Here is a 12297-nt window from a genome sequence, read left to right on the forward strand (position 1 = left end):
AAATAATTGTCCGCTAATCAGACAACAATTCCTGAATCTTTTCCTGGTCTAAAATATATTCCTGAAGCTGCTCAATTTTTCTCTGCACTGCAGCAGCTTTTTTTCTATAATTCTGATCATCATCCGGAGGTAATTCGTTCTGCATTTTTACAATGGTTTGTCTCCTTCTGCAGATAAGAGATTCAAGGTTTTTGTATTTATGGTCGAGCTGTACGATATTTAAATTTGAAAAATCATTTTTGCTCTTCATTGGTAGAACTCGCTTATGCTCCAGATAATAATCTAAAATATATTTATGCTTATCAAATTTCTTCATAACCTCCAAAATCTCCATCTGTACTTCATAAGCATCTGCTTCCTGATCTGCAGGAACTAAGTTAAGCTCAAGCTTCAGCTCACAGAATTCAAACCACAAAGAATCTACTTCCTGATAAGTTCGGTGCAGTTCCGGAGGATACTGAGCAATCACACCTATAAACTTTGGTCTTTCTCTTTTAAATTTTTCTGCAGGTTTTGGTTTTTCAATCTTCAGCCCTGGAGAAGTTATTGGAGAATTTTCAGGATCTCTTGGAGAATTGGAAATAACAACATTTGGCAGCTGTGAAATGAGATACGCAATCTTTGCCCGGTTTTCTAAGGTTGGGCTTTTATATCTGATTGCAAGTTTTGGATCTCCACCTGAAGAAAGGTAATTCTGTATGTTTTGTATGTGCTTTTCCATATTTGAAAAAAGCTCCTATTTCTAGGAGCTTTGAAAATAAAAATATTAAATATAAAAAATAAAAATTATGGCCTTATTTATTTTGCACTGGCTTGTCTTCAGGTGCAGGTTTTTTTGCAGATTTCAATAATGTTTTCAAAAGTTCAATTTCCGCTTTGAAACCGACTTTAGTTCGAATCTCAATAAGTTTTTGAATTTGTTCTTTTGAATAATCATTAAGAATTTCTACACCATCTTTTTTCAGACATAAAGTTCTGGTTCCGTTTTCCCATAAACTTAAAGCATTAGCCGGTACACCGGTTAATTTCGTTTGAGAACCGTCGGATCCTATAATTGTGGATCCGACGGGAACTGTTAATATGAAATTTTTACTACTATCCATTTTTTAAACGTCTGGAGTAACTACAATTTCACCATTGAAAGCATACAGTGAACTGTTTGCGATTACGTTGAAAGCAATTCCTGAACTTTCCTCGTATTTCTTTGCGGTTGTAGCATCAGCCTTAGTCATATAAGCATCAAGAACAACCCACTTCTGACCTGTACTGTCAACAATCACATAACACATTGGAGTGTTTTTGTGTCTTTTGCTGAACCCGATGTTTTTTGGAATGAAGTTTCCAAGCATTCCATCGAACTGAGCCTGATCCTTCATATTTCCTTTGTTTCCAACCAGGTTGCTTTTCAATTCGTTTTCATCAATTACTAATGTAATTTTTTTGAAACCTTTGTCAACCGCTGGAGTCAAGGCCGTCAGAGTGATACTTTCTGCATAAGGAGTATCAACCGTAACAACCGGTTTGGTGACCGTCTGAAGTTGATCCATTGGAATGTAAAAAATATCGGCTTTAACACCACCGACTACGTCTTTATTTGGGCAATAACCTAAATTTTCGGTTCTTACTGTTTTGAATGAACATTCGTCTAATTCTTCTGGCATCGTATTAATTTTTAATGATTAATGGTGATCTGCCTCCAATGAATTGCAACAAAACTTCCTCGTTGTCTACGAGTTCTTGTCTTGAGAATTTTTGGCCGGCAAAATTGATGATTTCCGGAGCTTTTTCTGAAAAGGAATAGCTTTCTCCCTCGAAATCAAAAACAGTTACTGATTTTGATCCTTTTGCAAGTCCTTTAGATTTTTCGAAGTCTTTTTTTTCCTTTTCAAAATCTTCACGATCTTGAGCTAATTTTTCCGACTTAGTCTTCAAATCAGCTTCTTTTTTTTTAAGCAGCTCCTCAGTTAAAGGAGCTGCTTCTGTTGTTTGTTTTTCAGACATTTTTTAAAAATGATATGATTGATTAATTACAAATCGCTAGGATACCAAAGCTTGTGATCAGACGGGTCTGCTAGACCTCTGTCTTTCGTTCCGTCAGCAGTGTGAAGGAATAGATACTGATCAAATCCGAAATCATATCCCAATGAAAATTCAGATAGCATGTCTAGAACTCTATGGTTCACCTGCACATCTGTAATCTGACCAGGATTTTCAACGACATCAACCAATTCCAGGAAGTTGTTGTCAATGGTAGCGAACACAGTTCCTTTTGTCAAGCCTGGTACACCAACAATTTCACGTTTTCCGAATCTCGTTTTAACCATACCTGATTGATCGTAGGTAGGACGATTTCCAAACTGATTGTCGTAATCTTCTTGATACTCTTCCAAATCCTCTTCAGAAGTAAAAATCTTTTTTACTTTTGGTTTGGCCATTGAAGGAATGTCTTTTTCAAATTTTGAAATAACAGAAACAGTATTGTTAGCTGTCAATGCGTCTCCAGGAACGTAGAAAGGATTACCGGCTGCATTGATTTTAGTTAGAACTTCGTTAAGTCCGTCCATTGAAGTACCGAACACCGGAACTGGAGCTCCAACTTTAGAAGCATCAAACTTTCCATTTACTGACAAATAATTCAAGTCATCGATGATTTTGGCAATAACCAATTTCATTACTTCTTTGGTAACTGTTTTGTCTTTAGGATTTTTTCCTTCGTCAAACATTTCAGCATAAACGCTTCCCAAAACTTCAGCTGGATCTAAAGTAAAATCTACTTTTTGTCTGAAGGTTTTTAGTACTTTTTCTTTAAACTTTACATCATCATAAGGTGTGAAAGTTTTAGAATAGTATGATTGTACGACATGACCGATAAGTGCTACTACACTACCGTATTCGCCGTTAATTTTCGTCAATCTTTTAGTGTGTTTACTCAAGAAAATTTCTCCTGAAAGCAAAGCACCCTGAAAGAAAGTCTTGTTTCCGTTGATATAGCCAACGAGGTCTTTTCTTAAGTCTGATAGATCAAAAGGCATATTGAAAATTATTTTAAGGTTTTGAATTTGTTTTCGTTCAGAATCTGATTGTGTGCATAGTTTGCACTTTCATTCTTGTCATCTTTATCAATTCCGTCTGTAGAGATGAGAGAATGAGTATTGGCAGATTCACCATACTCTTTACACTTTGTGGAAAGTGTAGCAATTGCGTCTGCAGCAGAAGTTCCTTCAGGAAGCTCCAGTCCATTAGCTTCAAATGCTGAAGCAATAGCAGTGTTGATAGTGCCTAGCGTCGCTGAATTTTCACCAACTGTTGTAGTCAGATTTTCGATCTGAGTATTAAGACCAGCTACATCGTTTGCAGCCAAAGAAGATTCAATCTGATCCAGCTGCTCTTCAGTAAGTCGAACATGTGATTTTGCAAAAGGATTTACACCAGAATGAGTTTCTAAAACGGTTAAACCTAAAAGACCTAGAATAGCGGTATGTTTATTCATAATTAAAATTTTGAAAGGGCTTGTTCCAGAGTCATTATTTCGTCCACCAAGCCAATTTTTAGGGCTTCAGTAGCGTTGTATGTCTTTCCTTTGAAAACATGACCGTCATCCGTGAGTTTTTCGCCGTAATTGGCCTTGATGGTCGAGATAAATTCGTCTGTAATTATTTTAAGGCGCTCTTTGTAAGGCGCTTCGTTACCGGTGATCAATTCTTTGATATCGGCGTTTTTTTCTGTGGATTGAGGCGCATAGATTTCATAAATCTTTGCACCCCATTTTTCGAACATTGCTGAGAAGTCCTGAAATGACAGGTACGTTCCAATAGAACCAATGTGACTCGCAAAAGGGCTGGCAATTTTCATATTACAAGCTGACGCGATCCATTCAGCAGCTGAACATTGCATTTCTGAGGTGAAAGCAATTGTTGGTTTCTTCATGTTTTTGATGAAGTCTGCAAATTCAGCAGTTCCGGAAACTTGTCCGCCTCCAGAGTCGATATTGAAAAGAACTCCGGAGATATTTGGATTAGCATCAATATTTCGAAGAATACTCTGCATGTCCAAGGTTCCGAGGATATTGTATGTTGAATACTTTACAATCGGACCGATAATGTTAAATACAATTGGATATTTACTAGCACCATTAGAATTGGCGCTCATTTGTGCATCAATAGATTTAACGAATTTTTCCTGCACTTTTTCTGCAGAAACAAGAGTATTGGTTTTGAAGCCAATAATCATTTCAGTTAAAAATGACATTAGATAATTTTTATCTATTGCCAGAGGAGTATTAAAAAAATTAAGTCCGTGCATCTTGTTGATTTCACGGACAAAATTGTTTTAATGTCGAAGGTTAGGAAAGGACACTATTTAGTAAAAATCAAGATGATTTTATTACAACTAAATTGAATAGAGAAGTCTTCAAATTCCTTCAATTTTTTACAAAATTCACTGGAAAGCTCATTTGCACTAAATTCAAAAATAAATTGAAGCCCATTATCTGTAAATGAGAAACTAGAGTAGTGTAAGCTTAATAAAGTAAATAATTTATTCCTCATTAAACCTAAGTTTTTTGTATTTCTTGCTCTATTATAAGTCTTATTAACTATTTTAATTTTAGATCTGAATAATGCAACTAAATCATCGGTTATTTCTTCAGCTAACCAGCAATATTTTGCCCCTCTTCCCGTTCCCGTTTTTATGATTATATTTGATGAATAAAGAGCTTCTCTAGCCGAATCAGACATAGAACTATCATTGATCAGGCGAGATAGACTAAAAGTTTCGTTCGTTTTAATTTTAGCTTTTAAAGCCTTTAAAAATTCCTTATATTTTTTTATAATTTCCGAGTTATTCATTTTACAGATTTGTTATTTTTGGTTTGATAATAGTTTCTCCAGAGATTGCAATGGTATATTCATCGTCTCCAGAATTATTATTTAACCGATTGTCAATGAAATCGATCTTTAACGATTCCCGACTATTTCCATAGAGTATTTTATCAACGTTTGTGACTTCTATGATAGCGAAACCTTTACGATTAAAGTATTCTTCGCATTTTTTTATATTATCTGAAGATAAATCCAACAGTGGGAAATTAATATCCACTGCAGTAAAATCATTACCCAGTCTTCTCTTTGAAAGAATACTTCTGGATAATGTCTCCGGGAGTAAATGAAATACATATAGAACTTTAATTGGATCTGGGAAAACTCCATTAAAAGCATTGATGTATGAAACATCTAAGGCTCGGTAAATTTCGATTGATCTTACCTCTCTAAAAAAGGACTCAGATTGATTTTTAAATTCTTCCATATTTTCGGCGCAATTTTCTACATAAATTTATTTGAACTTATGCAGATTTTTAAGTTTGTAACGATTAAAATCTTTTCTCAGAGTTTCATAGGATAATTCCTCCTCCGTGATGTCATACATTGCAAGAAAATCAAGGATCGTTGTTTGAAATTCTATTCCATAATTGATCTGATTAAAAATGCAAGTAGTGTAAAGTTCCTCCCTGATATTTCTTTCAATCAGGTGCGACAATTGGAAAGCTCGTTTTTGGCCATGTTGGAAGCCATTTCGTTGAGCCTTGTCCATTCCCAGGGTGGAAAAGACGGTCAAATTGACCACCTAATTTCGGAGTAAATTGACCACTGATTTCGGAGCAAAGTGACCACCACTTTCCGGTCCAAAATGACCACCTGTTATCTGGGTTATATTTGAGATAAAAACGACTTGATTTTTTCATGATGTTAGCGTCATACATTCGTTAAAAAAAGCGGATTATGGCAAATAAAATAACAGACATGAGTAAAATTAGAAAAGTCATAAAATTCTACAGCACTGGAAAGAGCAAGTTATTTATAAGCAGCTATTTATCCCTTTCCAGAAATACCGTTAAAAAATACATCTCATTGTATGAGATTCTGGGCTTAAACCTTGATGCGATCAATGCCAAGACAGATGCCGAGCTGGAACTTTTGTTTTCCAATACCACCGCGGAGTCCATTAGCCCCAAACTACAGTCCCTGTACGATTTTTTCCCAAAGATGGAACGTGAGCTCAAAAAGGTAGGAATCACTATCCATCATATGTGGGAGCAATATCTTGCACTGCATCCTGATGGTTTTCAGAGTTCACAGTTCCGGCATCATTACAAGATATGGGGCAAGCGTGTGAACCCGGTGATGCATATGAATCACAAATCCGGTGATAAGATGTATGTCGATTATGCAGGGAAAACACTCTCCATTATTGATAAGGAAAGCGGGGAGCTTAAAGAAGTTCAGTTTTTTGTAGCTATTCTGGGAGCAAGCCAGTACACGTATGCTGAAGCCTCTATGAGCCAGCAGAAGGAAGATTTTGTACGTTCTGTAGAAAATGCCATCCGCTTTTTTGAAGGCACACCGGCAGCGATCGTTCCTGATAATTTAAAATCCGCAGTGATCAAAAGCAGCCGTTTTGAACCCACCATCAATGAGACCCTGGCCGATCTGGCCGAACATTATGAAACGACCATCTTGCCTGCCAGGGCTTACAAACCGAGGGATAAATCCTTGGTAGAGGGAGCGGTAAAGATCCTGTACAGAAGGATCTACGCCAACCTTCAACAGGGATCCTGCGGCCTGGATGAACTAAATAGTGAGATCTGGGATCTGTTGGACTCTCATAACAAACGCAAGCTCACAGGACGCCCTTACTCCCGCTACGAGCTGTTCCTGGAGGACGAGAAGCAGCAGCTGCGCCCACTGCCTGAGCGTCGTTTTGAGATCAGGTACCAATCCTTTGCAACAGTGATGCAGAACGGGCACGTACAGTTGAGCCGGGATAAGAACTACTACAGTGTTCCGTACCAGTATATCAAGAAAAAGATCAAGATCCTATACACATCTTCCACTGTGGAGATCTACTATAAATACAACAGGATCGCGATGCACAGGCGCAATTACAAGCCTTATGTCTACACGACCATTACAGAACATTTAGCCAGCACCCACCAGTTCGTGGCCGGATGGAGTGCTGCCCGCTTTATCGATTGGGCAAACAGTATTGATACTGCAGTGGGAGAATATATCCTCCAAATTATCGACAGTCGGAATCATCCCGAGCAAGCTTACAAAAGCTGCCTGGGAATCCTGAACTTCGAAAAGAAAGTAGGAAGAGAGCGATTGATAAATGCTTGTAAACGGGCATTGGATTTTAAGATCTACAGCTTTAAGACCGTACAGAAGATATTGGAGAACAATCTGGATCAGATGATCGATCCGGAAAAAGAAGAAAAGGAGCAGGAACTGCCTGATCACGGCAACATCAGAGGAAAACAATATTATCATTAAATATCAACAGTTATGAACGAACCGACAGTGAGCAAAATGAAGCAAATGAAGCTTTACGGCATGCACAATGCCTTTAAGACCGCTATTGAAAGCGGAAGGACAGACCATTATACCCTCGACCAGTTTATATCGATGCTCATCGATGCCGAATGGGATGAGAGGCACAACAGGCGCATAGAGCGAAGCATCAAAAATGCAAAGTTCCATTACAGGTCCAGTATTGAAAGTATCAACTTCGATGACACCCGCAATCTCGACCGTAATCTGGTAATGTGTCTTGCAGGATGTGAGTTCGTAGAAAAAAATGAAAACATCCTGATCACAGGAAGTACAGGCGTGGGTAAAAGTTACCTGGGAACCGCATTGGGCTATCAGGCCTGTATCGAAGGCTTCAAGGTCAATTATTTTAATACTTCCAAGCTGTTTGCCAAACTAAAAATGGCAAAAGCAGACGGGTCATACCTGCGCGAACTTGCAAAAATACAAAGACAGGATGTGATCATCCTTGATGATTTTGGTCTTCAGGCTTTGGACAGTGCCAACAGGATAACCCTTCTGGAGATCATAGAAGACCGTCACAACAACGGATCCATCATTGTAACATCGCAGATCCCGGTGCAGGGCTGGTATGACATTATTGGTGAAAAGACCATTGCCGATGCTATTCTGGACAGACTTATACATCAGTCTCACCGCCTGGAACTCCAGGGGGAATCTATGAGAAAAAAGAGAGGAGTTAACAGGGAGTAATTATTTATTATATTTGAATACTAATTGACACATGAAAAACAAGAGTTTTTATCAAATTTAAGGGTGGTCAATTTAAACCGAAATTACCTGGTCACTTTGAATTGAAATTGGGTGGTCAATATCACTGGAATTTACACCTACAGGCACTAAAATCTATTAATTCTGTAGTACTATTAAAATGGGACAAACCTGATAATGTGAAAATTGGCAATATATGGGCTATGAAGGTTTCTTACGAAAGAAAATTCTTAGGAAATGAAATAGTTAGGAATTCATCGTATTATATTCAAGATAGCGATAGAATTCACATCATTTCTCTTAGTTATAAAGTTAAAGAGGAAGATATCTGGAAGCCTATAATGGCGAAAACTATAATGTCACTAAATACAAATAATTAAATGACAGATAATCGAAAGCTTCCATCACTAAAATCCTTAGGTATTGCAAGTAACATATCAAGTTGTTTGATGACAATTATTTTATGTTTACCTATTCCTATTTTATTCTTTTTTTTACAGAAAAGAATGACGAGAATATTTTCAATCTATAATAGCTACACGAAGTTTATCGAAGGAGAAATAGAGTTAGAAAAATTCAGTAAAAAGCTTACTAAAACTAAAATAGGTCTTTTTGTATTTGCATTTGTTTGGTTACTTATTACCGTTTTGGTGTGCATAAATAGTGATATGAAGAATATAATAGGAAATTCGGTGGTTATTTTACCTATAGCTTTAACTGTTCCATGTATAATTCTATGTAATAAAATAAAACGTTATTTGTAGTTTTAACTGCAAGTGCTTATTCATAACAAGTATAAAATTGCACTTCTTTGGAAAGCTTGAAACTATCTTTAAACATATTTAATGAATCTCGACTTTAATGAAACATTTTATACTATTAGTTCATTTATATTATTTGGACTTACTGTATTCATATCAATAAAAACAGAATTATCAATTTCGGAAAATAAAAAGGAAATATCTATTATTTATCTTGGTGCAATTGTATTAATTCTCCTAATAATGTCAGCCATTTTTGGCATAGATAAAACATCAATGAAAATCGGAAGAATAATCGGAGATTTGATTCAGAAAAGTATTCTTTTAATAGTAGGTATAATGTGTTTCGCTATTGTAGTATTTTCTTTTTTCATTCTGATTACAAAAGATAAGAAACGGTTTATTAAGAATGCTAAAAATGATATTGTTAATTTTTTTAAAGTGAATAATGAAGATTCAGATAAATAACTCCTTAAAGCATTTAAAACAGCTCAACGACAATCCTTTTACATTACAAAAGATTGCTTATTGGTTATATGAATATCATGGTCTATACAAAGAAGTTAAAGCTTATTCTGAAACTCTTTGCGAACAATGTCAGAAATGGCAACAAAAAGGATTGCCTTATGACTGTTTACAACAAGCCGATTATTGTACTAAGAGATATAGGTTTTTTACAAGCTTTTACGATGAAGTTGAATATGGTATTAAAGTTCAGGAATTAGATGCAGTTTGTAAAGTTGCACTTGAAGAATATAAAACCAACAACAATGATTCACAATTAAAAGAATGGTTGATAAAGTACTTTGATATTGGCTACAACAAACTGGCTATTTTCTATTATGACCATTTGGATTATAGTGTTGATAATGATGAGGTAGTTCATCCTCATTTTGGAAACTCGCCAATAGGAGAATTTGGAGTTTGTATTGACAGAAAGTATTACGAGAACCTTATTGAATTTGATGATGTATTTAAAATGCTATTTTATGAGAGAAAAATATATCCAGAAAAACTAAAAGAAATAGAAGAGGAAATGCAGAAGGTAGCTATACCTATGATTCCAATTCCTAAAATTGATTAACAGCCACCTTTTGGGTGGTTTTTTTATACCCTTATATTAATGAAAAACAATATTTATGATTACTTGATTTTTAAACTTGATAGTGAATATGCAGATTATGAATTTGACTTAATTTCTATTCCGCCTTATGAATTTATTGAGAATGGATTGTCATTAGAGCCTTATGAATACTTTGGTGAGATACTTGAGGTTTTAGAATTAAGAACAAAGCACATTCTTATGTATTTTAATGCTGATGTATTGATGAGAGTAGAATTCCTATATCCAGGTGACATATTAGATTTTTTAAAACAGAAATTAGAAGAGATACAGGGTATTAAGTTACCAGAATATATGATGTTGATTCTGAGAATGGATAAGAAATTCTCGGTATTGATGTATCAGAATAAGCTATTACAAAACAATTTAAATCAAAGAAATGAATAAAACCATATCAGAAGTTTCTGAAATCCAGGTTTCTTACAAACCTAACAAAATTGTAATTTCAAAGATTGCTACAAGCTTTGATGCTGTTCAAATTATAAGAAAGTTTTGGAATGAAGAAACAATAGAAATGCAGGAGGAAGTAAAAGTAATCTTGCTTAATAATTCAAACTGTGTATTAGGAATCTATAATTTATCCAAAGGTGGAATTACAAGTAGTTTAGTAGATATTAGACTTGTATTATCAGTAGCATTAAAATGCTTAGCTCAAGGTATTATATTAGTCCACAATCATCCAAGTGGAAATTTAAAGCCAAGTTCAGCAGATTTGGACATTGTAAAGAAATTAAAGGAAAGTTGCAAGATTATGGATATTAATTTGTTTGATAGCATTATTATAACAAAAGAAAGTTATATGAGTTTTGCTGATGATGGACTTATTTGAGCAGATTAATATTCAAGAGGCATACAATTCGGCATACCAAAATCCGAAATCTATTTTAAGTTATTGTAAATAAGTTAATTATAGAGTAGGGTGGTAGTCGTGTCCCCGCTACCAACAGGAGAATCAGAAATGGTTCTCCTTTTTTTGTCATTTATGCTAAAGTTTAAAACAAAAAGATCCCACTTCATTGAAACGGGATCTTTTTTGTTTATGTAGTTCCTTATTTAACCAAAGTATCGAAAGGAGCCAATTTGAAATCTTCAGATTTTACCTGTTCAAAATAAGATGCTTTTGTCATCCCTTTTAATTTACCTGCTGCTTTTGAAGCTGCTGTAAAGTCAGTATCGATTTTAGTAGCAATCTCTGTAGGCTTAAAATCTTTTTTCACAGAATCATCTTCTACTCCTAAATATCCGTTTTTCTTTGTGATATAATTAATGAAGTTATCGTAATTACCTAATGTGTTTCTGAAATACAACGTGTGATAATTCATACATTTTGTTGCTTTCTTAGAAGATTTATTGACGATACAGCTTGCCATATTTCCTCTGTAAAGATCAAACTCTAATGCAACAGCATCGTATTCTTTTTTAAGAGCAGTTTTACCATTGGTAAGAATGGAGTTATCATTCTGCGATTCGCTTATTTTTTTCAAATGTTCCAAAACTAAAGGAACGGTGTTTTCAATTTTTGTTTTTGCTTCAGTAACCGACCCGAAAACAGAAGATGTCTGCGCTGATGTTACATTAAATATCAACAACATTAAAACAGAAAGTAGAGTATATCTTTTCATTAGAAATTTTTAAAGCACTAAAATAAATATATTTTCTCATTCTGTCCACATTCATTTTAATTTTATTTAATAAAATTTAACAAGTTTTAAGAATTTACACTCATATTTAGCTTTTCTCTGATGATTAATAATTGCATATTTTCTATTAATTAAAAATTTAACATATTTTAATATTTTTTAATTATTTGATTATCAGTAATTTATTTGTTTTTAATTTTTATCACTAAAAAAATAGTTGTTCGATTGAAAAATATTTCTACATTTGTATAACTAATTTATTAGTGATACGATTTTTTTAGTAATTTTATCACTTAATCTAAATTAAAATTATGATCATCCAAACTTTAACAAAAGCAGAAGAACAGGTAATGCAGTTTTTATGGAAACTCGAAAAAGGTTTTCTTAAAGATGTTTTGGATCTTTATCCGGAACCAAAGCCTCATACCAATACAGTTTCTACGATTCTGAAAGTTTTAAAAGATAAAGAGTTTGTAGATTATAATGTGTACGGAAGACAACACGAGTATTTTCCTTTGGTTACCAAAGAGCAATATTCTGGGAAAACGATGAAGAGTCTGGTGAAAAACTATTTTAAAGGTTCTTACAAAAGTGCCGTTTCTTTTTTGGTTGAAAAAAACGAAATGACTGTTGAAGATCTTGAAATGTTATTAAGCGAACTTAAAAATAAAGACTAA

The 12297-nt window shown here is 34.7% G+C and carries 18 protein-coding genes; 7 read left to right on the forward strand and 11 right to left on the reverse strand.

Features of this window, described 5'->3' with window-relative positions; all coding sequences use genetic code 11:
* Window positions 1–13: 13 nt before the first annotated feature.
* From FDY99_RS19565 to FDY99_RS23445, 10 genes are all read right to left on the reverse strand, one after another.
* On the reverse strand, window positions 14–721 hold the full coding sequence (locus FDY99_RS19565; protein WP_139423381.1) for a hypothetical protein: 708 nt from the start codon (window positions 719–721) through the stop codon (window positions 14–16).
* A 73-nt stretch (window positions 722–794) separates the two neighbouring features.
* Window positions 795–1103, reverse strand: coding sequence for a hypothetical protein (locus FDY99_RS19570; protein ID WP_139423382.1), 309 nt, complete (start codon window positions 1101–1103; stop codon window positions 795–797).
* A gap of 3 nt (window positions 1104–1106) precedes the next feature.
* Window positions 1107–1661 carry a hypothetical protein gene (locus tag FDY99_RS19575; RefSeq protein WP_139423383.1) on the reverse strand — a complete coding sequence of 185 codons (555 nt, stop codon included), beginning with the start codon at window positions 1659–1661 and terminating at the stop codon, window positions 1107–1109.
* 4 nt (window positions 1662–1665) lie between these two features.
* Window positions 1666–2001 (reverse strand): hypothetical protein, encoded by a 336-nt coding sequence (locus FDY99_RS19580; protein ID WP_139423384.1) that lies wholly within the window; start codon window positions 1999–2001, stop codon window positions 1666–1668.
* 26 nt (window positions 2002–2027) lie between these two features.
* Window positions 2028–3032: a hypothetical protein gene (locus tag FDY99_RS19585; protein ID WP_139423385.1), complete on the reverse strand. Its 1005-nt coding sequence runs from the start codon at window positions 3030–3032 to the stop codon at window positions 2028–2030.
* Between the two features lie 8 nt (window positions 3033–3040).
* The gene (locus FDY99_RS19590) at window positions 3041–3490 is read right to left on the reverse strand and encodes a hypothetical protein (RefSeq protein WP_139423386.1); all 450 of its coding nucleotides are present in this window, start codon (window positions 3488–3490) and stop codon (window positions 3041–3043) included.
* Window positions 3491–3492: 2 nt separating this feature from the next.
* Window positions 3493–4248, reverse strand: coding sequence for a S49 family peptidase (locus FDY99_RS19595; RefSeq protein WP_228448869.1), 756 nt, complete (start codon window positions 4246–4248; stop codon window positions 3493–3495).
* Between the two features lie 107 nt (window positions 4249–4355).
* On the reverse strand, window positions 4356–4847 hold the full coding sequence (locus FDY99_RS19600) for a hypothetical protein (protein WP_139423388.1): 492 nt from the start codon (window positions 4845–4847) through the stop codon (window positions 4356–4358).
* A 1-nt stretch (window position 4848) separates the two neighbouring features.
* Entirely contained in the window at window positions 4849–5304 is a 456-nt protein-coding gene (locus tag FDY99_RS19605) for a hypothetical protein (protein ID WP_139423389.1), read from the reverse strand.
* Window positions 5305–5331: 27 nt separating this feature from the next.
* The gene (locus FDY99_RS23445) at window positions 5332–5589 is read right to left on the reverse strand and encodes a hypothetical protein (protein ID WP_139423390.1); all 258 of its coding nucleotides are present in this window, start codon (window positions 5587–5589) and stop codon (window positions 5332–5334) included.
* 188 nt (window positions 5590–5777) lie between these two features.
* Between FDY99_RS23445 and istA the strand changes: the two genes are divergently transcribed.
* The 6 genes from istA to FDY99_RS19640 all read left to right on the forward strand — a co-directional run bounded on the left by istA (window position 5778) and on the right by FDY99_RS19640 (window position 10809).
* Complete coding sequence (gene istA, locus FDY99_RS19615) at window positions 5778–7328, forward strand: IS21 family transposase (RefSeq protein ID WP_139418575.1); 1551 nt, start codon at window positions 5778–5780, stop codon at window positions 7326–7328.
* A gap of 12 nt (window positions 7329–7340) precedes the next feature.
* Window positions 7341–8078, forward strand: coding sequence for an IS21-like element helper ATPase IstB (gene istB / locus FDY99_RS19620; RefSeq protein WP_139421215.1), 738 nt, complete (start codon window positions 7341–7343; stop codon window positions 8076–8078).
* 863 nt (window positions 8079–8941) lie between these two features.
* Window positions 8942–9325, forward strand: a complete 384-nt coding sequence (locus tag FDY99_RS19625) for a hypothetical protein (RefSeq protein WP_139423391.1) — start codon at window positions 8942–8944, stop codon at window positions 9323–9325.
* A complete protein-coding gene (locus tag FDY99_RS19630; protein WP_139423392.1) occupies window positions 9306–9941 on the forward strand; it encodes a hypothetical protein in 636 nt (211 codons plus the stop codon). Before FDY99_RS19625 ends, FDY99_RS19630 begins: the two co-directional genes overlap by 20 nt.
* Window positions 9942–9980: 39 nt before the next feature.
* A complete protein-coding gene (locus tag FDY99_RS19635; RefSeq protein WP_139423393.1) occupies window positions 9981–10367 on the forward strand; it encodes a hypothetical protein in 387 nt (128 codons plus the stop codon).
* Complete coding sequence (locus FDY99_RS19640) at window positions 10360–10809, forward strand: JAB domain-containing protein (protein WP_139423394.1); 450 nt, start codon at window positions 10360–10362, stop codon at window positions 10807–10809. Before FDY99_RS19635 ends, FDY99_RS19640 begins: the two co-directional genes overlap by 8 nt.
* Window positions 10810–11029: 220 nt before the next feature.
* Here the strand turns inward: FDY99_RS19640 and FDY99_RS19645 are convergent, their stop codons facing one another.
* Complete coding sequence (locus FDY99_RS19645) at window positions 11030–11602, reverse strand: hypothetical protein (RefSeq protein WP_074229223.1); 573 nt, start codon at window positions 11600–11602, stop codon at window positions 11030–11032.
* A 329-nt stretch (window positions 11603–11931) separates the two neighbouring features.
* On the opposite strand from FDY99_RS19645, the gene FDY99_RS19650 reads away from it, so the two are divergent.
* On the forward strand, window positions 11932–12297 hold the full coding sequence (locus FDY99_RS19650) for a BlaI/MecI/CopY family transcriptional regulator (RefSeq protein ID WP_066679295.1): 366 nt from the start codon (window positions 11932–11934) through the stop codon (window positions 12295–12297).

The organism is Chryseobacterium mulctrae (assembly GCF_006175945.1).
In the GTDB taxonomy this organism is placed as follows: Bacteria; Bacteroidota; Bacteroidia; order Flavobacteriales; family Weeksellaceae; genus Chryseobacterium; species Chryseobacterium mulctrae.

Bases quoted from the DNA above. Each gene is read 5' to 3' on its own strand.
- FDY99_RS19650 (WP_066679295.1), top strand. From the start codon at position 11,932: ATGATCATCCAAACTTTAACAAAAGCAGAAGAACAGGTAATGCAGTTT.
- FDY99_RS19605 (WP_139423389.1), bottom strand. From the start codon at position 5,304: ATGGAAGAATTTAAAAATCAATCTGAGTCCTTTTTTAGAGAGGTAAGA.
- FDY99_RS19595 (WP_228448869.1), bottom strand. From the start codon at position 4,248: ATGTCATTTTTAACTGAAATGATTATTGGCTTCAAAACCAATACTCTT.
- FDY99_RS19645 (WP_074229223.1), bottom strand. From the start codon at position 11,602: ATGAAAAGATATACTCTACTTTCTGTTTTAATGTTGTTGATATTTAAT.
- FDY99_RS19575 (WP_139423383.1), bottom strand. From the start codon at position 1,661: ATGCCAGAAGAATTAGACGAATGTTCATTCAAAACAGTAAGAACCGAA.
- FDY99_RS19625 (WP_139423391.1), top strand. From the start codon at position 8,942: ATGAATCTCGACTTTAATGAAACATTTTATACTATTAGTTCATTTATA.
- FDY99_RS19585 (WP_139423385.1), bottom strand. From the start codon at position 3,032: ATGCCTTTTGATCTATCAGACTTAAGAAAAGACCTCGTTGGCTATATC.
- FDY99_RS19590 (WP_139423386.1), bottom strand. From the start codon at position 3,490: ATGAATAAACATACCGCTATTCTAGGTCTTTTAGGTTTAACCGTTTTA.
- istB (WP_139421215.1), top strand. From the start codon at position 7,341: ATGAACGAACCGACAGTGAGCAAAATGAAGCAAATGAAGCTTTACGGC.
- FDY99_RS19565 (WP_139423381.1), bottom strand. From the start codon at position 721: ATGGAAAAGCACATACAAAACATACAGAATTACCTTTCTTCAGGTGGA.
- FDY99_RS19635 (WP_139423393.1), top strand. From the start codon at position 9,981: ATGAAAAACAATATTTATGATTACTTGATTTTTAAACTTGATAGTGAA.
- FDY99_RS19570 (WP_139423382.1), bottom strand. From the start codon at position 1,103: ATGGATAGTAGTAAAAATTTCATATTAACAGTTCCCGTCGGATCCACA.
- FDY99_RS19600 (WP_139423388.1), bottom strand. From the start codon at position 4,847: ATGAATAACTCGGAAATTATAAAAAAATATAAGGAATTTTTAAAGGCT.
- FDY99_RS19640 (WP_139423394.1), top strand. From the start codon at position 10,360: ATGAATAAAACCATATCAGAAGTTTCTGAAATCCAGGTTTCTTACAAA.
- istA (WP_139418575.1), top strand. From the start codon at position 5,778: ATGGCAAATAAAATAACAGACATGAGTAAAATTAGAAAAGTCATAAAA.
- FDY99_RS23445 (WP_139423390.1), bottom strand. From the start codon at position 5,589: ATGGACAAGGCTCAACGAAATGGCTTCCAACATGGCCAAAAACGAGCT.
- FDY99_RS19580 (WP_139423384.1), bottom strand. From the start codon at position 2,001: ATGTCTGAAAAACAAACAACAGAAGCAGCTCCTTTAACTGAGGAGCTG.
- FDY99_RS19630 (WP_139423392.1), top strand. From the start codon at position 9,306: ATGAAGATTCAGATAAATAACTCCTTAAAGCATTTAAAACAGCTCAAC.